Below are 21686 nucleotides of genomic sequence, written 5' to 3' on the forward strand. Positions count from 1 at the left end.
GCGGTCGCCGCCCGCCGCCTCAGCTGCCCCGGTAGGTCGAATAGGCGAAGGGCGAGAGCAGGATCGGCACGTGGTAGTGGCGTTCCTCCGCAATGGTGAAGGTGATGGTCACCTCCGGGTAGAAGCTGTCCACCGCCTGGGCGGCGAAGTATTCGCCGGTCTCGAACCGCAGCCGGTAGGTGCCTGTGCCGAGCGTGCCGCCGAGTCCTTTGATCCGGCCGTCGGCGTCGGTGGTGTCGGCGGCCGATTCGGCGCCGGCGGCGTCGAACAGGGTCACCCGCACTCCGGTGGCGGGGCGGCCGCGCACCGCGTCCAGCACATGGGTGCTCAGCGTCGCCGCGGCGGCCGGGGCGGCGTGCTGTCGGCCGGTGTCCACCAGGTGGCGCAGACGGAGGCGGTTGATCTCGGCGAGTTGTTCGCGCACGATGCGACGTTCGGTCGGTGGGTCGTTGGCCAGGCGCTCGGTGAGGATGTTCAGCAGTTCCGCGGGGGTGCGGCCGCTGGCGCGCACCAGGTAGACGTGCCCGAACCTGTCCTCGTAGGCGCGGTTGCCCGCGACGATGGCGGCGCGGACGCGGTCGTCGGCCCCGGCCATGCCCGCCTGTTCGCGGGCCGAGGCGGCGTTGTCAGGGCGGTCACCGATGCGGGGGTGTCCGGCGAGGGCCCGGTCGATCTCGTCCTCCGGCAGTTCCGCCAGCGCGGCATCGGCGGCGCGCAGCAGCTCGTCGAGGGTGGCGAACGGCCTGCGCTCCGCCACCCGCGCGGCCCATCGGGGCGACGCGCACACCGTCAGCAACAGTTCCGTGGCCGCTGTCTCGTCGAGTGCGGCGAATTCCTCGAGGCCGATCGCGTTCTCCGTCATCGCCCTCCAGCATCGGCCACGCGCCGCCCGGTCGCCAGTCGGGCGGCGGCCGCGCCCGTCGCGCGTTACCGTCGGCGGCATGAATCGCGGACGGTGCGACGGCATCCTGCTGGCAGCCGGTGCCGGTACCCGCTACGGCATGCCGAAAGTCCTGGCCGAGAACGGCGCGTGGCTGCGCAGCGCGGTCCATGCCCTGCACACGGGCGGCTGCGAGCGGGTGTACGTGGTCCTCGGCGCGACCGGACCGCCGCACCGCGCCCTCGACGGCCCCGATGACACGTCCCTTCCTCGATGGCAGATCTCGCAAACGCACGGCATCCTCATCCCCGCCGCCGCCCAGCCGGTGTGGGCGAGCGATTGGGCGACGGGTATGAGCGCCTCACTCCGCGCGGGTCTGGCCGCCGTCGTCGCACACCCCTCCGGAGCGCGGGCGCGAACCCGGCGAGTCGGCGACCTGCCCGAGTTCGTGGCGATCATGCCGGTGGATACGCCGGATGTCGGGCCGGAGGTGGTGGCTCGGGTGATCGCCGCCGCGCGGGGGGCCGCGAGCGGGTTGGCGCGGGCGGTGTTCGACGGGCGGCCGGGCCATCCCGTGGTGATCGGTCGGGGTCATTGGGCGGGCGTGACTGTGGCGTTGACCGGAAAATCGGGCGCGGCCTCTTATTTACGCGAACGAGCCGATATGGTGTGCGTCACGTGTGGCGATGTGGCGACGGGGTGGGACCACGACTATCCCCGGCACGCACACACGCCGAGTGGGAGCTGATGATGCGGGATATCGTCGAGGATCTGTTGCGCGTGTGGCACAGCGGCCGCACCGCCGGATTGGCCACCCTGGTGCGCGCGGTGGGATCGACGCCACTGCCGGTCGGTTCGGCCATGATGGTCGACGCGGAGGGCCGGGCGTTCGGATCGGTGTCGGCGGGCTGCGCCGAGGCCGAGGTGTACCAGGCCGCCGTGGAGGCGGCGGGGACCGGACGCCGGGCCATGCACCGTTTCGGCCCCGCCACCGGCATGGACTGCGGCGGCACCATGGATGTGTTCGCGGAGCCGTTCTCGCGCACCCACTTTCCCGAGTTTCCGACGGTGGCCGCCGATATCGCGGCGCAGCGCCAGGTCACCGTGTTCACGGTGGTGTGGCATTCGGACCCGGATGTGATCGGTCAGCATCTGGTGACCGACCGCAAGCACGGCACCGAACTGGTCTCCCTGCCCGACTCCGATGTGTTCGTCTCCTCCTTCACCCGGCCGCCGCGCCTGATCCTGGTGGGGGCCAACGCTTTCGCCGCCGCCCTGGCGACGCAGGCGCGCCTCGTGGGCTACCGCGTGACGCTCTGCGACGCCCGCCCCACCTTCGCCAGCCCCGAGGCGTACCCGCAGTGCGAGGTGGTGGTCGACTGGCCGCACCGCTATCTCAACGCCCAATCCGCGGCGGGCGAGATCGACGGCAGCACAGCGATAGTCGTGCTGTCCCACGATGCCAAGTTCGAGATCCCACTGCTCACAGTGGCACTGCGACTACCCGAACTCGGTTACCTGGCCGCCGTGGGTTCCCGCCAGGTCCACGCTCGCCGCCTGGAGGCGCTCCAGGCCGGCGGCTTCGACGCCGCCACGCTGTCCCGCCTGCACGCCCCCGCGGGCCTGGATCTGGGCGGCCGCACCGCACCCGAAGCCGCCCTCGCCATCACCGCCGAGCTCCTCGCCGCGCGCAACGGAACCTCCGCGGCCCCCCTGTCCGTCCGCACCGGCCCGATCCATTCCGCCACCGCCGCCGAGGCGCGCGCCGGGGCACGCGGGAACGAAAGCCATTCCCTCACTTGAGGTCCGGCTGCTCCGCATAGACCTCCGCCAGCACCGACATGTCGAACAGGCGATCCGCCTCGATATCGATCCCGGATTTGCCCAGCGCGGCGATATTCCGCTCGATCAGATCGTCGGTCATGGTGAACAGCCCGTTGGCCGCGGTGTCGGCGGACACCACCAGGTCGTTCTGGGCGATGGCCTCCTCGGTCTGCTCCGTCAGGTCGAGTTGCAGGTCCTTGCCGTAGACCTCGACGGCGAGCCGGGCTCCTTCCGCCGGGTCGGCGACGGCGTCGCGCCAGCCCTTGATCTCGGCGGCGAGGAACGCCTTCAGCTTCTCGCGCTCGTTGTCGATGGTTTCCTGGGTCAGCGGCGTCGGATCGAACTGCGCGGGCACGATGGTCACGTCGTCGGGGCGCATCCCGTTGGCCGTCAGCAGCGCGGCGAAGATGAGCTGGTTGGTGTCCTGCACGCCGATCCGACGGCCCTTCATGTCCTGTGGTGATGCGATGGGGCTGCCCGCCGCGCTCACGATGCAGAACGGATTCTTCTGATACGTCGCGCCGACGATTTTGGCGGGTAGACCTTCCAGCACGGCGGGCGCGGTGGTCTGCGGCGCGGACATGCCGAGCCAGATCTTGCCGGTGCCCAATCCCGCCTCCACGGAGGTGCTGGCCGCGCCACCGGCCACCAGATTCACCGAGCCGAATCCCGCCTCCCGGAAATACCCTTTCGAGTCGGCGAAGTATTCACCGGCGAATTCGATGTTCTTGATCCAGGACAGCTGAATGGCGACGGTGCCGTATTTCGATCCGTCGGGTGTGGTCCCGTTGGCGGGTCCGGCGGCGTCGTCACCGCAGGCGGCGAGCAGCCCCGCGCCGCCCAGCGCGGCACCGGTGAGGGCGCTGTACCGCAGAAACGAGCGGCGATTCAGCATGGGCAGTGCGGTGGCCGGAACCGGCCGGGTCACGCGAGTCATACGCGAAATGTAGGGGCCTTCGATTTCCGATTTTTTGCTGTCGCGGCACGGAATGTGTGCGCCGCGTTAACTCGTGTATCGATCGCCTCCGGCGTCCGGAGCGAAACGGGCCAACACGAGGTTCTCCAGCACGCCGACCACCGCGTAGACGAAGACGGATACCAGCGTCACCACCACGATGGAGGCCCACAGCCGGTTGTACTGGAAGGTGGGTATGGCGCGAATCAGGCTGGCGCCCAGCCCGGTCCCGCTCCCCAGCCATTCGCCGAGCAGCGCACCGATGAGCGCACCCGGCACCGCCACCCGGGCGGCCGCGAAGACCGAGGGCAGCGCCGCCGGTATCGCCACCGTGCGCAGGGCCGTCCAGCGGGAACCGCCGTACGCCTCGACCAGCTCCATGGCCTGGCGCGGCGCGGAACGCAACCCGGTCATCATCATGACCAGCGCCGGGAAGAAGACGACGATGGCGGCCAGTACGGTCACCCCTAGCAGTCCGCGCCCGAAGACCAGCACGATGATCGGTGTGAGAGCCACCAGCGGGACCGACCGCAGCAGCATGGCCACCGGCAGGAACGCCTGCGCCGCCGCGGGCACGGTGACGAACAGCGCCGCCACCACCAGTGCCGAGCCGAGCCCGGCGAGGAACCCGATTCCCGCGTCCCGCAGCGTGATACGCAGATCCGCGAGAATGGCGTCGCGGGCGCTCGGCGCGGTCGGCCCGCTCACCAGATAGGTCCACACCTCGGTCGGCGACTTGCCCACCAGCCCGACCTGCGGGAACAGCGCCAAGAAGGCGTACCACAGCGCCACCAGCAGGACCAGCGAGACCACCAGGGGCGCAAGGAATCCCACCACCTGCCGCAGGGCGGCGCGGGTGCGGGGCGCGTCCGTACGCGCCGGCGCCGGCACGGTGCTCATCGCGCCTCCGCCCGTGTCCACGGCACGGCGAAGCGCGCGACCAGCGCCACCACCGCGTATCCCACGCCCGCCAGCGCGGCGGCGGCGATGGCCATCCCCCAGGTGCGCGGCACGTTGTAGGCGTTCTGCGCGGCGGTCAGCGCGACGCCGATGCCGCTGTCCACCCCGCCCAGGTACTCCCCGATGATGGCCCCCAGCACGGCCGACGGCGCGGCGATCCGCAAGGCCGCGAAGGTGCTCGGCAGGGCGGCGACCAGGCGTACCCGGCGCAGCTGCTGCCAGCGGCCACCGCCGTAGGCGCGCACCAGGTCCAGGCTGGCGCCGTCGGCGGAGCGCAGCCCGGCGACGGTGCCGACCATGGTGGTGAAGAAGCAGTACATGGCGGCCAGGAAGACCGTCGGGGTGCGCCCGCCGAAGACCACCAGAATGATCGGGCCGAGCGCCAGCAGCGGGGTGCAGTAGCTCAGGATGGCCAGCTGGGTGGCGAGCATTTCGATGGGCGGGACGAGAATGACGAGCACGGCCAGGATGATCGCCAGCACGTTGCCCCACAGGAAGCCCTGTAGCGCTCCCCAGGCGGTGATGCGGAAATTGGGTCCGTAGAGCGCCCAGCCGTCGGTGTACATGGTGTGTGCCACCTGCCACGGGCTGGGAATGGTGCCGCCCGCCACACCCGCTGCGGCGGCCAACCACCAGATGCCCACCAGCGCGGCAATTCCCGTGACGCCGCCGAGTTTCTTCGCTGTGCCCCAGTTCATTCCGCCACCCCGCCGTGCCCGCTGCCGCCGAACAGCAATTCCGACAGGTAATCACACAGTTTGTGGAATTCGGGGCTGCGCATCATCTCGGGCGTCCGCGGACGCGGCAGGTCGATGTCGACGACCTCCACCACGCGTCCCGGCCGCGGGCTCATGACCGCCACCTGGTCGGAGAGGAAGACCGCCTCGCCGATGCCGTGGGTGACCATCAGCGTGGTGGCGGGTTGCTCGGTCCAGATGCGCAGCAGTTCGAGATTGAGGCGCTGGCGGGTCATATCGTCGAGCGCGCCGAAGGGTTCGTCGAGCAGCAGCACGGTGGGTTTCACCACCAGTGCGCGGGCGATCGAAACCCGTTGCCGCATACCGCCGGACAGCTGCGCCGGTTTGGCCTTCTCGAATCCCCGGAGGCCGACCAGTTCGATGAGGTCGGTGATGAGGTGCGGGTCCGGGGTGATACCCGCGACCTGGAGCGGCAGTTCGATATTGGCCGCCACGCTGCGCCAGGGCAGCAGCGCCGCATCCTGGAAGGCGATCCCCAGTTCGTGGCGGCCGCGCAGTTCGACCGGGGTGAGCCCGTTGATTCGGGCGGCGCCCGCGCTGGGCTCGTCGAGGCCCGCGAGTATGCGCAGGATGGTCGACTTGCCGCAGCCGGAGGGGCCGAGCAGGGACAGGAACGCGCCCCGGCCGGTATGCAGGTCGACCGTGTCGAGGGCGTGGACGGTGCGTCGCCCGGCCCGGAAGCTCTTGCTCAATCCAGCGATGTGAATGCCGGTCCCCCCGGTCGTGCTGTCTGCCGAACTCATGCGCCAACGGTAGGAGGCCGGAGTTGCGCCGATATTGCGTAGCGCGCGGCTACATTGCGCGAGCGTTACGGGTGCGGGTTCACCACGTCGGCTCGAACCAGTCGCGGGCCTCGCGACGGAAGAGCAGCATGATCACGGCGAGTGCGGCGACGATGCCGAGCGGGCCGGGCGGGCGGCCGTCGGTGATGGACGGAACCGTCCACAGCATATTGAGCACCGCCAGCAGGATCGCGGCGATGCGCACCGACTGGCCCTCGGAGTTGAAGGTGAGGCCCACCAGCCCCAGCAGGAATCCGGGTACGAACGGCAGCGCGGTCGTCGCCGCCGCCTTGGTGCCGAGCAGCCATCCGGAGGCGGCCGTGCACACCATGCCGACCACCGCGAATCCCAGCACGATCACCTGCGCTGCCCGCACCGAGCGCGGCATCCGGTACTCGTATTCGGTCGCCGCCGTGGGCTCCGGCGGAAACCAGTGCTCGGACATCGACTCCTCCCCTGCCGCAGGTGACCTGCCATGCCGGGAAACCGCGAGCCGAACCGCCCGCCCGGCACGGCGACTCCGAGCGCCAGACTAACCCGCCGACCGGCCGGTTCCCCGGCACCGCGCCGGAGCCGAACAGGTCACCCCGGCACGGATGGTGACGGGACCGAGGCGCGTCCGACCACCGCGAGCACCCGCCGAATCCAGCGCACCCTGTAGCTCTCGATGGATGCGGAGAACACCGGTGCAGCTGGACAGAGGCAGTACACCGGCCGCGAGTAGACACGGCATACCGACCCGAGCGAAGGCAGCACACCGACGCGGGCCATAGGCGGAACGCCGCTGCAGACGGCAGTATACCCGCCGGAGCAGCGCAAGCCACGGCGGAAATACCAGCGCACACGGCCACGTACCCGCCAGGGCAGCGCAAGCCACGGCGGAAATACCAGCGCACACGGCCACGTACCCGCCAGGGCAGCGCAAGCCACGGCGGAAATACCAGCGCACACGGCCACGTACCCGCCGGGACAGCGCAAGCCACGGCGGAAATACCAGCACATACGGCCACATACCTGCCAGGGCAGCGCGGGCCGGGGATGGGACGCCGGGGTGGGCGGGTGGTCAGGGGGCGCGGACCGCTGCCAGTTCGGTGACCCGGACCGTGGGGGCGAGCCGGTCGCGCAGCGCGCGGTCGATCTCCCCGGCGACCGGGATGACGACGGCGGCGGCCGAAGTGGCCACCGCATCGGTGAGCAGGGCGGGCCAGTCGGGTTCGCGGGAGCGGGCCAGCCCCGCGATGACGGCGGCCGCGGCGGCGTCGCCCGCACCGGTGGGGTTGCCCGCGAGCGGTTCGGGCAATGCCGCCGACCAGGCCCGGCCCGGGGTGACCGCGACCATGCCCGCACCGCCGCGCGTGACGATCACCGCGCCCACCCCCCGCGCGACCAGCGGATCGACGGCGGCCTTGATCTCGGTGGGCGTGGTCGCCGGCATCCCCGTGAGCCGTTCCAGCTCTTCGGTATTCGGCATGAGGACGACGCCGGGCACCCCGGCCGCGAGTTCCAGTGCGGGCCCGTCCACATCGCATACCACGGGTACGCCCGCATCGGTGGCCAGCCGGGCCAGCTCCGCGGGAACGCTCACATCCACCCCGCCGGGCAGCGATCCCGCGATCACCACGCCGCTGCTGTCGGAGAGCAGCCCGCTCACCCGTACCCGCAGCTGTTCCACGGCGTGCGCGTCGGAGATGCGGGCCCCGGGCTCCCACAGCGCGGTGGCGGTGCCGTCATCGGATTCGCTGATCACCACCGTGCGCCGCACCCAGGGCAGCGCGTGCACGAAATCCACCGGCATCTCCAGTTCGGCCGCCGCCGCGAAGGAGTGGTCGGAGAATCCGGTGGCCCGCGCGTAGCGGCCGAGCTGGTTGAGCACCCGGGTGACATTGATACCGCGGCCCCCGATGCGCTGATCGACCGACCGCACCCGATGGGCCCGGCCACGATCGAAACGCTCGACCCGATACGTCATGTCGTAGGCCGGGTTCATGGTCACGGTGAGGATCACCCTGATTACTCTGCCTGTCTCGCGGGCCGATGCAAGCCCTTGCTCCGAATAGGGGCCACGGCGGCGTGTGCGCCCCGGTCGGCGCGGATCACGACAGCCAGCGGCCCCGTCGCAGCACCCGCCGCAGTCCCAGTTCGTCGTCCACCACGAGAACGTCCGCGTATCGGCCGGGACACAGATCGCCGACCTCGGTCAGTCCCAGCGCGATCGCCGGGGTGAGGCTCGCCGCCCGCACCGCCTCGGCCAGCGATATGCCGCATTCCCGCACCGCCCAGGAAACGCCCTGGAGCAGATGCGAGGTGCCGCCCGCGATGGCGCCGTCCTCGGTCCGCGCCACGCCACCGCCGACCTCCATCTCGCGCGCACCGAGCCGGTAGCGCCCGTCCGGCATTCCGGCGGCCCGCATGGCATCGGTGACCAGCGCGATCTGATCCTCCGCGACGGCGAAGACCATGGTGCCGAATCCGGCGTCCACATGGACTCCGTCGCCGATCAACTCCACGACGATCTGCCCGCGCGAGGCGGCGGTGAGCGCGGCGGCGCCCGCACCGGACGCGCGATGGTGGATCGGCGGCATGCCATTGCCCAGATGGGTAACCGAGGCGGCGAACCCGTTGGGGCGCAGGGCCTTCGAGAAGGCGTCGAAGTCGGCTTCGCTGTGCCCGAGGGCCACCACCGCGCCGCGGTCGGCGAGCATCCGGGCCACCGTGTCGAACCCGGGCAGTTCGGGGGCGAGTGTCATGACGCGCAGATGTCCGCCCGCGGCGTCGAGCAGCCGGGAGGTGAGTCGCGGATCGGGTGCGAGCAGGTGGCGCCGGTCGTGTGCGCCGCAGCGGGTGTCCGCCAGGAACGGCCCTTCGACGTGGACGCCGCCGATCATGCCGACGGCGGCGAGTTCGCGCAGCATGGCGACCTGCTCCACCATCTCGTCGGCGGGCGCGGAGACGATGCTCGCGAGAATCGTGGTGGTGCCCAGCGCGTGGTGGTACTCGGCGGCCGCCGTCGCCTCCTCGGCGTCGAGGGTGTCGAATCCGTGCCCTCCCCCGCCGTGGTTGTGCATGTCCACCAGGCCCGGCAGCAGCGTGCCGACCGGCAGCGGCGTGGGCGAGTAGGGCCGCTGCGCCTTCCAATCGGTGAAGGAGCGCACGGCGGTGATGCGTTCGCCGGAGACCGTCACCACGCCGTCCTCGAACGGATATCCGGCGGAGACGACCCGGCCCCGCAGGTGCAACTCGAGATGTAGTTCGGCACTCACTGCGACGCCCCGTACTTCTTCGTATTCATGACATTCCCCCGTATCCGGCGAACGATGCGGTCCCCGACAGACCCGCATATGCGCCGAGAGACCCGATGCGCGCGTGGGGCGAATTCGCCACCCCGCAGGATCGGCTCCGGGCACACCGGATGAACCATACCGAGCAGTCCATCGGCGGGTGTGCCCACCACATCCGATACCGCCGCACCGGCACGCGGACCTCGGTCGACCCGGGCGCGCGCACCCGATGCCGACCCATCCCGTGCATCCACCGTCTCCTCATCCCCTCCCACCGTATGCGCACAGCCACATCCGCACGCGCCCTTGGGAATACAACACCTCGGCGGTGACAAAGACCACCGGCGCCCCTGGACGAATGATCATGAACGGCGCTGCCGACAATGATCTCAGCCGGGGCGAATTTCGTTGCCAATCGGAGATATTCACGTAGCAGGATGGCCGCCGTGCACCCGCTCCCAACCAAGAACCTGCTGCTGCGGGCCTGCCGCGGCCTGCCTCCCGACGACCATCCGGTGCTGCGGTACGCCGGCCTACTCGCGGATCTGCACGAGCGCCGCCTAGCCGCCCGCCCCGGCGCGACCTCCGCCATCGACCACCACCGCGCCCGCCTCGTGCACGATATCGACCGCTGGGTCGCCACCGCGTCGCCGAAGGCCGAAAGAGACGCTCGCCTGCACACCGAGACCGTCGGCACGGTCGTCGACCGCCTGGCCCAGTTCTCGGCGCTGGCCTATCTCACCCTGACCACCTGCCCCGACGAGGCCGTCCACGACGCCTCCACCCGCCTCACCGAACTCGCCACCGCCTACGAGGACCTCGCCCAGGACATCGCCGCAGGCCGCCGCCGCCTCCCCAACCTCCTGGTCGACAGCGAATACGAGTAGCCCGGCCGATCCGGCGGGCACCCAGCCGCGCACGCCATCGGCGGCGCCCGCGAGGGGGTGGGCGCCGCCGACCGTGCGGCGGATGGGTCGAGGCATGGGCGACCCATCCGGTCGGCGGGCCGTGCGCGCGGCCCGGGTGAGCGCGCTGGGTAGGCAGCGCATGGGAGGCACCCACCCGTCATCCCGCAGCGCCCTGATGACCGGCCCGCCGACAAACCCCACCTTGCCCCGCCAACCTGGCCCTACCCCCAAGATCCCCTGTGAGTCCGCTGTGCACCGCGCGGCACCACCCCTCAGGTGGGGCGGGTGCCCGGTAGTAGGGCGCGCACGGTGTCGATGGTGTCGGCTTGGGCGGGTTCCTTGTCGGGGCGGTAGCGGACCACGCGGGCGAAGCGCAGGGCCACGCCGCCGGTGTAGCGGGTGCTGGCCTGGACGCCGTCGATGGCGATCTCCACGACCAGTTCGGGGCGGAGGTAGACCGTGGCGCTGTCGCGGTCGCGTTCGTGACGCGGGAATTCGGCGGTCTGCCAGTGCAGCAGCGCATCGGTGAGGCCCTTGAAGGTCTTGCCGACCATGACGGGCTCGCCGCCGTCCGGGTCGCGGGCGCCGAGGTGCAGGTTGGACAGGTATCCGGTGCGGCGGCCGTAACCCCATTCCGCGCCGAGGACGACGAGGTCCAGTGTGTGCGTAGGTTTGATCTTCTGCCAGGCGCGTCCGCGCCGCCCGGCGGCGTACACCGAATCCAGGGATTTGATCATGATCCCCTCGTGTCCGGCGGCCAGCGCACCGTCGAAGTACTCGGCGGCCGCCTCCGCGTCCGGGCTGATGAGCGCCGGAATGCTGTGTCCGGGGGCCACTTTCGTCAATGCGGCGCGCCGGTCCCGCAGCGGTGCGTCGAGCAGGTCGACCCCGTCCAGGTGCAGGCAGTCGAAGAAGTACGGGTGCAGCAGCAGATCGCGGGCCGAGTTCGCCTGCGCCAACCCCGGATCGCTCGCCACCAACGCCGGATCGGAGGCGAAGCGGCTCATGGTCTCCTGGAACGGGCGGGGCCGCCCGGCATCGTTCAGCGCCAGCGTCTCACCGTCGAGCACCACGCTGGTGCAGTCCAATTCCCGCACCAGCCCGACCAATTCGGGCACCCCGGCGGTGATGTCGCGCAGCGTGCGGGTGAACACCCACACCCGCTCACCGTCGCGGTGCACCTGGATCCGCGCCCCGTCCATCTTGTGCTCGACGCTCACCTCACCCTCGAACTCCGCCATGGCCGCGTCCAGCGCGGAGCCCGGCGAGGCCAGCATGGGTTGCAGCGGCCGTCCCACCTCCAGCCGGAAGGCCGCGAGCGCCGCCGCTCCGCCGGTCGCGGCCGCCACCGCCGTCACCGGTAGCCGTCCGGACAGCATGTGCGCCCGCCGCACCGCCGCCACCGGGACCTCGAAGGCCGCCGCCACCGCCTCGGCGACCACCGCCGTCAGCGCCCCCTGCCGCAATTCCCCCGTGAGCAGCCGCAGCAGGAAATCCCGTTCCTCGGCGGTCGCCGCCGACAGCAGCTCCACCAGCAGTTCCCGCCGCCGCACCACCGACCCGGCCCCGGAGGTGGCGGCGAGTTCGCTCAGCACGCGATCCACGGCGCCGACGGTGAGGGTCGGCTCCGGCGCCGGGTCCACCGCGACGGCGGTCAGGGTGCGCCAGCCCGCCCCCACGCGGCCCTGGAGCAGATCACCCGAAATCCACGCCACCACCTGCGCCAATTCATCCTTCGTCACCCGCTGGAGCAGCGCCGCGAGCGTGGCGATCTTGGACTTGCGCGAGGTGGTCGCGCGCACCGACGCCGACGCCCGCACCACTTCCGACAACAGCACGGATTCGACGGTAACCCGGGGGTGTGACAGATTGCTCAACAGTTCTGTGAAATTCCATTGGCAGCCCTGCTAACCCGGCCTAACCTGGACATATGGCCAAGACTTACGTCGGGGCGCGCCTACGGCAGCTGCGCACCGAACGGGGGCTGAGCCAGGTCTCTCTCGCCAAGAAGCTGGAGATCTCGGCGAGCTACCTGAACCAGATCGAACACGATGTGCGTCCGCTCACCGTACCGGTGCTGCTGCGGATCAGCGAGGTGTTCGGCGTCGACGCCAGCTTCTTCTCCTCCCAGGACGACACCCGGCTCATCGCCGAACTCCAGGAAGTGGTGATGGACCAGGAACTCGGCATCGAGGCGGACGCCGCCGAGATCGCCGAAATGGTGTCCGCGCACCCGACGCTGGCGCGGGCCATGGTGAATATGCACCGCCGCTACCGCAATACGACCGCGCAGCTGGCCGCCGCCACCGAGGACCGCTTCGCCGACGGCAGCGGCTCCGGAGCCATCTCCCGCCCGCACGAGGAGGTGCGCGACTTCTTCTATCAGCGGCAGAACTACATTCACGAATTGGACACCGCCGCAGAAGAACTCGCCACCCGCATGCGTTTCCACGGCGGCGACCTCAAGCGCGAGATCGCCCGCCGCCTCACCACCGCGCACGGCGTGCAGATCGTGGAGCGCATCGACCTCGGCGAGGGCGTGCTGCACCGCTACGACGAGGAGAACCGCCGCCTGGAGATCGCGCCGCACCTGTCCGGTGGCCAGCGGGTCTTCAAGCTCGCCGCCGAACTCGCCTACCTGGAATGCGGCGAACTCATCGAAAAACTGGTCGAGGAAGGCAATTTCACCAACGACGAGACCCGTGTGCTGGCGAAGCTCGGACTGGCCAACTACTTCGCCGCCGCCACCGTGCTGCCCTACACGCATTTCCACGAGGTGGCCGAGGACTTCCGCTACGACATCGAGCGCCTGTCGGCCTTCTTCACGCAGAGCTACGAAACCATCTGCCATCGCCTGTCCACCCTGCAACGCCCCAAACTGCGCGGCGTCCCGTTCTCCTTCGTGCGTGTGGATCGCGCAGGCAATATGTCGAAACGGCAGTCCGCCACCGGTTTTCACTTCTCGTCGAGCGGCGGCACCTGCCCGCTGTGGAATGTGTACGAGACCTTCGCCTATCCGGGCCGCATCATGACACAAATCGCCCAGATGCCCGACGGTCGCAAATATCTCTGGATCGCCCGCACGGTGGAGCGCCGCGCCACCCGCTACGGCGAGCCGAGCAAGACCTTCGCCATCGGCCTGGGTTGCGAACTGCGCCATGCCACGCGCGTGGTGTACGCCGACGGCCTCGATCTGCACGACCCCAAGGCCACCCCGATCGGCGCGGGCTGCCGGGTCTGCGAACGCACCAACTGCCCGCAGCGCGCCTTCCCGCCGCTGGGCAAATCGCTCGACATCAGCGAGCACCGAAGTTCCATTTCTCCGTACGTGATTCTCTGACCAGGTAGGACCCGCTTTCTCACCGCGCGATCCGGCAGCGGTGAGGAAGAATTCACCCGTACGCAACCTGGGAAATCGGACAGACATCGAGAGACATTCGGGCGCAACACTTCCCGTTTACCGTTCACGCCACGAATACAGCCGCTGTATACGCGGGGTGTATTCGTCGCGGCATGTCAGTTGCCGCGGTACACCGTGAAGTGAGAAGGGTCCGCCCCATGCAAGATTCTCGAGACCTCGGCCGAGATACGTCCCGGCGCCTGCGCAAGGCGATCGCCGTTCCGACCGCGGTGGCGCTGTCCGCGCTGCTGCTGGCCGGATGCGGCTCCCGGGACACCGATACGGCCTCGGGCTCCAATGCCACGTCCTGCGTAGACACCAGCGCCCCCACCATCAAGGTCGGGTCACTGCACTCGCTGACCGGCACCATGGCCATCAGCGAGGTCACCGTCGCCAACTCCACCAAGATGGCGGTCGACGAGATCAATGCCGCGGGCGGTGTGCTCGGCAAGCAGATCGAGCTGGTGCTCGAGGACGGCGCCTCGGACCCCAAGACCTTCGCGGAGAAGGCCGAGAAGCTGATCAGCTCCGACTGTGTGGCCGCGGTCTTCGGCGGCTGGACCTCGGCCAGCCGCAAGGCCATGAAGCCCAAGTTCGAATCGCTGAATTCGCTGCTCTACTACCCGGTTCAGTACGAGGGCCTGGAGGACAGCAAGAACATCTTCTACACCGGCGCCACCACCAACCAGCAGATCCTCCCGGCGCTGGACTACCTGAAGCAGAAGGGCATCACCTCCCTCTACCTGGTGGGCTCCGATTACGTCTTCCCGCAGACCGCCAACCGCGAGATCAAGGCGTGGGCCGAGGCCAACGGGATGGAGATCAAGGGCGAGGATTACGCGCCGCTGGGCTCCACCGACTTCTCCACCATCGTCAACAAGGTCCGCAGCGCGGGCGCGGGCGCGGTGTTCAACACCCTCAACGGTGATTCCAATGTCGCGTTCTTCCGCGAGTACGCCAATGCGGGCCTGAACGCCCAGACCATGCCGGTGGTCTCGGTCTCCATCGCGGAGGAGGAGGTGGCGGGCATCGGCGTGCAGAACATCGTCGGCCAGCTGACCTCGTGGAACTACTACCAGACGCTGGACACCCCGGCGAACAAGAAGTTCGTCGACGCCTACAAGGCCGCCTTCGGCGCGGACAAGCCCACCTCCGACCCCATGGAGGCCGCCTACGCCTCGGTCTACCTGTGGAAGAACACCGTCGAGAAGGCGAATTCCTTCGCGGTGGCCGATATCCAGGCCGCGGCCGACGGCGTGAGCTTCGACGCCCCCGAGGGCACGGTCGTGATCGACGGCGACAACCACCACATCACCAAGACCGCGCGCATCGGTGAGATCCGGGCCGACGGCCTCATCTACACGGTGTGGGACTCGGGTCAGCCGATCGTGCCGGACCCCTACCTGAAGTCCTACGACTGGGCCAAGGGCCTGAAGTAACCGACAGCCTTCGATGAGGGGCGGCCGGGCGTGGATCTCCGCGCCCGGCCGTAGAGGCGAAATCGAGGTATCGCAATGGATGTAGCTGTCGCACAGCTGTTCACGGGATTGAGCCTGGGCTCGATTCTGCTACTCGCCGCGCTCGGGCTGTCCCTGACCTTCGGTCAGATGGGCGTCATCAATATGGCGCACGGTGAATTCATCATGGCCGGTTGCTACACGACATTCGTAGTGCAACAGGTCATCTCCGCGACCGGCGTAGCGTTGATCGTCTCGCTGATCGTCGGATTCATCGTCGGCGGCCTGCTCGGCGCGGCCCTGGAGGCGGGCCTGATCCGCTTCATGTACGACCGTCCGCTGGACACCCTGCTGGTCACCTTCGGTGTCGGCTTGGTGCTACAGCAGTTGGCGCGCAATATCTTCGGCGCACCCGCCAAGAACGTGGTCGCACCCGAATGGCTGACCGGCGGTATCGCCATCGCCGGGACGGTGGTCCCCAAGACCCGCATCTTCATCATGGTGCTGGCGGTGACGGCGGTGATCGCGCTCGCCGTCGCGCTCAAGGCCACCCCGCTCGGCCGGCGCATCCGAGCCGTGGTCCAGAACCGCAGTCTCGCCGAGACTTCCGGCATCTCCAGTCGGTTCACCGACCTGTCCACCTTCTTCATCGGCTCCGGCCTCGCCGCCGTCGCCGGAGTGGCGCTCACCCTGATCGGCTCCACCAGCCCCACCATCGGGCAGAGCTATCTGGTGGACGCCTTCCTGGTGGTGGTGATCGGCGGCCTCGGGCAGATCAAGGGCACGGTCATCGCGGCCTTCGGCATGGGCCTGCTCAATTCGTTCATCGAATACTCCACCACCGCCTCGGTGGCGAAGGTGATCGTCTTCATCGTCATCGTGGTGTTCCTGCAGGTGCGCCCGCAGGGCCTGTTCACCGTCCGCACCAGGAGCCTGGCATGAGCATCATCGGACGTCTCGGCGCGAATTCTTCCGTCAAACCACTGGCGGGCTTCGCCATCGCCGCCATTCTGCTGTTCGGCGTGGCACCGGTGGCGCTCAGCGATTTCCGGTTGAGCCTGCTGGCGAAGTTCCTGTGCTTCGCCATCGTCGCGGTCGGCATCGGCCTGGCCTGGGGGCGGGGCGGCATGCTCACCCTCGGGCAGGGCGTGTTCTTCGGCATCGGCGCGTACATCATGGCCATGCATATGCAGATGGCCGATGCCGCCCGCTCGGGTGAGGATGTGCCGGAGTTCATGGTGATCGCGGGTATCCCCGAATTGCCTTCGTACTGGCAGCCTTTCGCCTCGGCTCCGGTCGCGATCCTGAGCATTCTGGTACTGCCCGCACTGCTGGCGGCGGCTCTCGGTTTCGGTGTGTTCAAGCGCCGGGTGAAGGGCGCGTACTTCGCCATCCTGAGCCAGGCGCTGGCCGCCGCGCTGGCCATTCTGCTCACCGGGCAGCAGACCATCGGCGGCTTCACCGGACTCAGCGACTTCCGCTCCTTCTTCGGTTTCCGGCTCGACGATCCGGTGAACCGGCGGATGCTGTTCTTCATCGCGGCCGGTGCGCTGCTCGCGGTGGTGGCCATCGCGCGCCAGCTCATGCACAGCCGGTACGGCGAACTGCTGGTGGCGGTGCGCGATCAAGAGGAGCGGGTGCGCTTCCTCGGCTACGACCCGGCCAATATCAAGATCGTCGCGTATGTGGTGGCGGCCTTCTTCGCGGGTATCGCGGGAGCGCTGTTCACGCCCATCGTCGGCATCATCTCCCCCGCCGATATCGGGGTGGTGCCCTCCATCGCCTTCCTCATCGGCGTCGCCATCGGCGGGCGCACCACGCTGCTCGGTCCGGTGCTGGGCGCCATCGGCGTGGCGTGGGCGCAGACCACGTTCTCCGAGCAGTTCCCCTCCGGCTGGACGTATCTGCAGGGTGTGCTGTTCATCGTGGTGGTCGGCTTCCTGCCCGCCGGTCTGGCCGGATTCGGGCCGCTGGCGAAGCAGCTCGCGCAGCGGTTGCGGCCCACGCCCAGGGAGACCGGTGAGGCGGCGGCCTCGGACGCCGCCGCCGACTCCGTCACACCCACCGACGCTCCGGTCACGGGCGAGCCCGAATCTCCGGCGGAGGAAGAGAAGGTACAGGCACGATGACCACCGTCGCGCACGAACCCAAATTCGGCGGCAATGCCGGAATGGACAGCGAATACCTCGAAATCCGGGGCCTGTCGGTGAGCTTCGACGGCTTCAAGGCCGTCTCCGACGTGGACCTGACCGTGCTGCAGGGCGATCTGCGCTTCCTCATCGGCCCCAACGGCGCGGGCAAGACCACGCTCATCGACGCCATCACCGGCCTGGTCCCGGCCACCGGATCGGCGCAGAAGTCCGGCCGGGAACTCATCGGCCGCAAGGTGCACCAGATCGCCCGGATGGGTGTGGGCCGCACCTTCCAGACCGCGAGCGTCTTCGAACAGCTCACGGTGCTGCAGAACCTGGATATCGCGGCGGGGGCCGGGCGGTCGGCGCTCACCCTGCTGCGACGACGCAAGTCGGTGCTGCCCGCCATCGAAGAAGCCTTGGAGACAACGGGTTTGGCCGAATTGCGGGACAAGCCCGCCGGCGTGCTCGCGCACGGCCAGAAGCAGTGGCTGGAGATCGGCATGCTGCTGGTGCAGAACGCCTCGGTGCTGCTGCTCGACGAACCCGTCGCCGGCATGAGCGCCGAGGAGCGCGAGGAGACCGGAAACCTGCTGCGCCGCATCGGCGGTGACCGCGTCGTGGTCGTGGTGGAGCACGATATGGACTTCATGCGCTCCTTCGCCACCTCGGTGACGGTGCTGGCCGGGGGCGGGGTGCTCGCCGAGGGCACCGTGGCCGAGGTACAGGACGACCCCAAGGTGCAGGAGGTGTACCTCGGCACCGCCACGGCGGCCGCGCACCCCGCCGCCACCGAGTCCGAGGAGGCACGCTGATGCTCGAACTTACCGACATCCACACCGGATACGGGCGCACCGAGGTGATCCACGGGGTGTCTCTGACGGTTCCGGACGACGGAGTGGTCGCCATCATGGGCCACAACGGCGCCGGGAAGACCTCGCTGCTGCGCGCCGCCGTGGGCCTGCTGCCGGCCAAGTCGGGACGGATCATCTTCGACGGCAAGGACATCACCAAGCTGCCGCCGTCCAAGCGGGTGCGCCACGGCATCGCCTACGTGCCGCAGGGGCAGCAGTCGTTCGGGCAGCTCTCCACCATGGAGAACCTCCAGGTGGTGGCGGACGGGCGCAAGCGCGGCAAGGAACTCGTCGCCGAGGCGCTGGACCTGTTCCCGGCACTGCGCGAGCTGCTGACCCGCAAGGCCGGGCTGCTCTCCGGCGGCCAGCGCCAGCAGCTGGCCATCGCCCGCGCGCTGATCACCGAGCCGAAACTGCTCATCCTCGATGAGCCCACCGAGGGCATCCAGCCGTCGGTGGTGGCCGAGATCGAGCGCACCATCCTCGATCTCACCCGACGCGGTGGATTGAGCGTGCTGCTGGTCGAGCAGCACATCGGCTTCGCGCTGCAGGCCGCCCAGCAGTACTACGTACTACGGTCCGGACGGATCACCTCGTCCGGCGCGGGCGGCGCGGGAGCCGAAACCGACGTCCGCACGGCCATGGCCATCTGATCGGACATACGGCATGGCGCGCAGGGGGCGTATTCCGTTGTCCGAGCGGGTGTACCGGTCGCTGCAGGGCGACCTGGCGGCGGGGGTGCTGGTGCCCACCGAACGACTCCGCGAGGAACGCCTCGCGGAGATCTACGGGGTGTCCCGCACCCCCGTCCGCGAGGCCCTCGCCCGGCTGCTCGCCGACGGCCTGATCGAACGGCTGCCGGACGGGCTCTACCCGTACCGACCCCGCCTCGACGAACTGGCGGACCTGTACGAGCTGCGAATCCTGTTGGAATCCCATGGGATTCACCGGCTCCGCACGGACGCGCCGGTCGACGTCGCGGCGGAGCCGAATCCGGTCGCGACCACCGTCGCCGCCGAGACGGTGGGGCGACCCGTCGCCGCGGGACCACCGGCACGAACCACCGCCCCGCCGTCCGAACGGCCAGTCGTCACCGAACCGCCGACACCGCATGTGAGCGCCGAGTCGGTGGCACCCCCCACTGTCGCCGGCACAGCGGCACACCTCACGGCTGCGGACGGGGCGGACGGGCCGGGCACGGCCGTGGCCCCCACGACACGCGAGCAACTCGCCGCGGCCGATGGTTCCGCTACGGCGAAAACCACGCGCGTGGAGCCGGTCCGCCGGACAGCGCCCGAGCCCACAACGTCGATCCGCGCCGTCGATACGGCGGAAGAATTCCGAGCGCGGGCGGTTCACCCGACGACGAGTGCGGGCAGCCCGCCGAGGGCGCGACCGCGCTATGACGCGGCGATGATCGAACGGGAGCTGGAGATCTGGCAGGATCTGCGCGCGTATCCGCCGCCACCGGGGGCCGAGCTCATAGCCGCCGACGAGCGCTTCCACTCCCGGCTGCTCGCGGCCTCCGGCAATGCCGCCCTGGCGGACGCGCTGGCGACGGTGCACGCGCGGGTGCGGCCGATCCGGGCTCTGGACATCCCCACTCCGGAGCGGGTCGCCGTCATGACCGCCGAGCACATCGCCATCGCGGAGCGGTTGCTCGCGGGCGACCTCGAGCAGGGACTGTCGGTGCTGGTCGCGCACATCACCACCTCGCGCGACCATGTGCTGGCCCGGGCCGAACACGCGCTGCGGCTGACGAAACTGGCCCGCGCACTGCGGGATTGAGCCAAAGGTTACCGAGCGGTAGTCGCTGGCTGGGACAGTTTGTTAGCGTGAGGCATGGTGTCGAATCAGCCGCGTATCGCTCCCGGCCGCATCCGAGAGTTGGGCCCCGTCAACTGGCTCGTCTGGCAGATCATCTCCCGCGCCGCGGGCACCGACGACGCGCACCTGTTCAGCACCCTCGGCCAGGCCAAGGGTCTGTTCCGCGGCTGGCTGCACTACTCCGGGCGGCTCATGCCGGGCGGCTCCCTGCCCCGCTACGACACCGAACTGGTGATCCTGCGCGTCGCCCATCTGCGCGACTGCGTATACGAGACCGACCATCACATCCGGTTGGGCAAGCGCGCGGGCATCACCCAGGAGATCCTCGAGCGCCTGCGCCGCGGCCCCGCCGACGAGGGCTGGAACGCCAAGGAGCGCGCACTGCTCACCGCCGTCGACCAACTCGTCACCACCCGCGATCTCGACGATGCCGCGTGGAAGTCGCTGGCAGAGCACTACTCCGAACCCAAACTCATCGAATTCGTGCTGCTCGTCAACCAGTACGAGGGCCTGGCCAGCACCATCACCGCACTACGCATCCAGCCCGATCACTGACGCGAAGCCACGGGCGGGCGCGGCCCGGTGATCGGCCACCACACCCGCAGCGCGCAGTTCGCACCGACATCCACGGGCGCGGCGCAGCCGCCCATCAGGTTCACCATCGGCGTGGTCCGCAGCGGTGCCGCGTCGAATCAAGTACCAGGTCGACCCACCGCCGACGGTAGACCCGACAGGTCGCCGACGCCGTGCGGCTTCGCCGGATCGACGGCGGGAGTCAGCGACCGGTGAAGAAGGCGTCGGCCGCCTCGAAGGTGGCCTCCGGGGCCTCCAACTGCGGCCAGTGGCCGATCCGGTCCAGGGAGACCACATCCGGGTCCGGCACCACCTCGCGGTAGCGCGCGGCCATGTGCGCACCCGAATTGGGATCGACCGCACCATTGATGAACCGCAGCGGCACAGTGGCTTTGGCCAGCGGCTCCACCCACCGCTCGCGGTACCGCGCCCGTTCCAGGGTGAAGCGGCCGACCTTGTGGTTCACCCAGCGACCGTGGTTGTACTCGACGATGTCCAGGAAGTCGCGCATATCGGCGGCACTGGGCTTGGTGTCGGGTCCGAACACCTCGCGCACGGCCAGACGCAGCAGCGGCGGCGGCAGCAGCGGTCCGAGCACATCGCCCGCGGGCGACGACAACACCCGCTGCACCAGGCGGGGGCGGTAGACCTCCGGGAAGAGGCCGCCGTTGAGGAAGGCCACCGCGCGGATGCGCGGCAGCGCCGGATCGGTGATGCGGCGGGCCAGCATCTCCTGCACCACACTGACCCCCAGGTCGTGCGCCAGGATAAGCACCTCCTCCACCCCCTGCGCCCGCAGCAGCGCCTCGTGCATATCGGCGTGCTCGAGCACGCTGTAGTGATGCCGAAGCGGCTTGTCGGAGAAGCCCATCCCCAGCATGTCCGGCGCGAGCACGTCGTAACGCTCGGTGAGCCGGAACCAGATGCGGTGCCAGTCGAAGGAATTGAACGGATAGCCGTGGACCAGCAGCAGGGCCGGACCTCGGCCGGACCGCCGATAGAACACGCGGTATCCGGAGAATGGGAAGAACTTTCCCGCGGTGAGCCAGTGTTCGAGTTCCGCTCGCACGACCCCTCCAGTCCTGTCGCGCCCCGAAC

21 protein-coding genes and 2 pseudogenes are annotated in these 21686 nt (G+C 69.4%); 12 read left to right on the forward strand and 11 right to left on the reverse strand.

Annotation, left to right across the window (positions count from 1 at the left end):
• Positions 1-19: 19 nt before the first annotated feature.
• Together uraH and uraD are read right to left on the reverse strand one after the other, a co-directional pair.
• Entirely contained in the window at positions 20-376 is a 357-nt protein-coding gene (gene uraH, locus ON31_RS37340) for a hydroxyisourate hydrolase (RefSeq protein ID WP_169335042.1), read from the reverse strand.
• Positions 368-862, reverse strand: a pseudogene (gene uraD / locus ON31_RS37345) (2-oxo-4-hydroxy-4-carboxy-5-ureidoimidazoline decarboxylase); the annotation flags it as partial. The pseudogene uraD and the gene uraH, both read right to left, overlap by 9 nt.
• A 79-nt stretch (positions 863-941) precedes the next feature.
• Here uraD and ON31_RS27305 point away from each other — a divergent pair.
• On the forward strand, positions 942-1628 hold the full coding sequence (locus ON31_RS27305) for a nucleotidyltransferase family protein (protein WP_039817678.1): 687 nt from the start codon (positions 942-944) through the stop codon (positions 1626-1628).
• Entirely contained in the window at positions 1628-2683 is a 1056-nt protein-coding gene (locus tag ON31_RS27310) for an XdhC family protein (RefSeq protein ID WP_440589868.1), read from the forward strand. Before ON31_RS27305 ends, ON31_RS27310 begins: the two co-directional genes overlap by 1 nt.
• On the opposite strand, the gene ON31_RS27315 is transcribed toward ON31_RS27310, so the two are convergent.
• The 7 genes from ON31_RS27315 to ON31_RS27345 all read right to left on the reverse strand — a co-directional run bounded on the left by ON31_RS27315 (position 2676) and on the right by ON31_RS27345 (position 9419).
• Positions 2676-3641, reverse strand: coding sequence for an ABC transporter substrate-binding protein (locus tag ON31_RS27315; RefSeq protein ID WP_255222273.1), 966 nt, complete (start codon positions 3639-3641; stop codon positions 2676-2678). The genes ON31_RS27310 and ON31_RS27315 overlap by 8 nt on opposite strands.
• Before the next feature lie 66 nt (positions 3642-3707).
• Positions 3708-4559 (reverse strand): ABC transporter permease, encoded by an 852-nt coding sequence (locus ON31_RS27320; protein WP_051037809.1) that lies wholly within the window; start codon positions 4557-4559, stop codon positions 3708-3710.
• Complete coding sequence (locus tag ON31_RS27325; RefSeq protein WP_029926229.1) at positions 4556-5317, reverse strand: ABC transporter permease; 762 nt, start codon at positions 5315-5317, stop codon at positions 4556-4558. The genes ON31_RS27320 and ON31_RS27325 overlap by 4 nt, the downstream gene beginning before the upstream one ends.
• On the reverse strand, positions 5314-6120 hold the full coding sequence (locus ON31_RS27330) for an ABC transporter ATP-binding protein (RefSeq protein ID WP_029926231.1): 807 nt from the start codon (positions 6118-6120) through the stop codon (positions 5314-5316). The genes ON31_RS27325 and ON31_RS27330 overlap by 4 nt, the downstream gene beginning before the upstream one ends.
• 79 nt (positions 6121-6199) lie before the next feature.
• The gene (locus ON31_RS27335) at positions 6200-6604 is read right to left on the reverse strand and encodes a hypothetical protein (RefSeq protein WP_039817680.1); all 405 of its coding nucleotides are present in this window, start codon (positions 6602-6604) and stop codon (positions 6200-6202) included.
• A 618-nt stretch (positions 6605-7222) separates the two neighbouring features.
• Positions 7223-8164, reverse strand: a complete 942-nt coding sequence (locus tag ON31_RS27340) for a hexose kinase (protein WP_039817682.1) — start codon at positions 8162-8164, stop codon at positions 7223-7225.
• Between the two features lie 88 nt (positions 8165-8252).
• Positions 8253-9419 (reverse strand): N-acetylglucosamine-6-phosphate deacetylase, encoded by a 1167-nt coding sequence (locus ON31_RS27345; protein WP_051037802.1) that lies wholly within the window; start codon positions 9417-9419, stop codon positions 8253-8255.
• A gap of 464 nt (positions 9420-9883) precedes the next feature.
• Between ON31_RS27345 and ON31_RS27350 the strand changes: the two genes are divergently transcribed.
• On the forward strand, positions 9884-10324 hold the full coding sequence (locus tag ON31_RS27350) for a DUF4254 domain-containing protein (protein WP_081592772.1): 441 nt from the start codon (positions 9884-9886) through the stop codon (positions 10322-10324).
• A 293-nt stretch (positions 10325-10617) separates the two neighbouring features.
• Here ON31_RS27350 and ON31_RS27355 read toward each other — a convergent pair whose 3' ends face one another.
• A complete protein-coding gene (locus ON31_RS27355) occupies positions 10618-12183 on the reverse strand; it encodes an ATP-dependent DNA ligase (RefSeq protein ID WP_039817684.1) in 1566 nt (521 codons plus the stop codon).
• Positions 12184-12275: 92 nt separating this feature from the next.
• Between ON31_RS27355 and ramB the strand changes: the two genes are divergently transcribed.
• From ramB to ON31_RS27400, 9 genes and pseudogenes are all read left to right on the forward strand, one after another.
• A complete protein-coding gene (gene ramB / locus ON31_RS27360) occupies positions 12276-13685 on the forward strand; it encodes an acetate metabolism transcriptional regulator RamB (RefSeq protein ID WP_039817686.1) in 1410 nt (469 codons plus the stop codon).
• A gap of 218 nt (positions 13686-13903) precedes the next feature.
• Positions 13904-15184 carry an urea ABC transporter substrate-binding protein gene (gene urtA / locus ON31_RS27365; RefSeq protein ID WP_039817688.1) on the forward strand — a complete coding sequence of 427 codons (1281 nt, stop codon included), beginning with the start codon at positions 13904-13906 and terminating at the stop codon, positions 15182-15184.
• 75 nt (positions 15185-15259) lie between these two features.
• Positions 15260-16144, forward strand: coding sequence for an urea ABC transporter permease subunit UrtB (urtB, locus tag ON31_RS27370; protein ID WP_029926246.1), 885 nt, complete (start codon positions 15260-15262; stop codon positions 16142-16144).
• Complete coding sequence (gene urtC / locus ON31_RS27375) at positions 16141-17331, forward strand: urea ABC transporter permease subunit UrtC (protein WP_081592764.1); 1191 nt, start codon at positions 16141-16143, stop codon at positions 17329-17331. Before urtB ends, urtC begins: the two co-directional genes overlap by 4 nt.
• Complete coding sequence (urtD, locus tag ON31_RS27380) at positions 17328-18149, forward strand: urea ABC transporter ATP-binding protein UrtD (protein WP_039817690.1); 822 nt, start codon at positions 17328-17330, stop codon at positions 18147-18149. Before urtC ends, urtD begins: the two co-directional genes overlap by 4 nt.
• On the forward strand, positions 18149-18841 hold the full coding sequence (urtE, locus tag ON31_RS27385; protein ID WP_029926251.1) for an urea ABC transporter ATP-binding subunit UrtE: 693 nt from the start codon (positions 18149-18151) through the stop codon (positions 18839-18841). The genes urtD and urtE overlap by 1 nt, the downstream gene beginning before the upstream one ends.
• 13 nt (positions 18842-18854) lie before the next feature.
• Positions 18855-19151 (forward strand): annotated as a pseudogene (locus tag ON31_RS27390) (GntR family transcriptional regulator); the annotation flags it as partial.
• Between the two features lie 60 nt (positions 19152-19211).
• A complete protein-coding gene (locus ON31_RS35900) occupies positions 19212-19976 on the forward strand; it encodes an FCD domain-containing protein (RefSeq protein ID WP_370450445.1) in 765 nt (254 codons plus the stop codon).
• A gap of 54 nt (positions 19977-20030) precedes the next feature.
• A complete protein-coding gene (locus ON31_RS27400; protein ID WP_029926253.1) occupies positions 20031-20570 on the forward strand; it encodes a carboxymuconolactone decarboxylase family protein in 540 nt (179 codons plus the stop codon).
• A 220-nt stretch (positions 20571-20790) separates the two neighbouring features.
• On the opposite strand, the gene ON31_RS27405 is transcribed toward ON31_RS27400, so the two are convergent.
• The gene (locus tag ON31_RS27405; RefSeq protein WP_039817691.1) at positions 20791-21657 is read right to left on the reverse strand and encodes an alpha/beta fold hydrolase; all 867 of its coding nucleotides are present in this window, start codon (positions 21655-21657) and stop codon (positions 20791-20793) included.
• Positions 21658-21686 lie beyond the last annotated feature (29 nt).

The sequence above is a fragment of the Nocardia otitidiscaviarum NBRC 14405 genome (assembly GCF_000308635.1).
GTDB classification, from domain to species: domain Bacteria; phylum Actinomycetota; class Actinomycetes; order Mycobacteriales; family Mycobacteriaceae; genus Nocardia; species Nocardia otitidiscaviarum.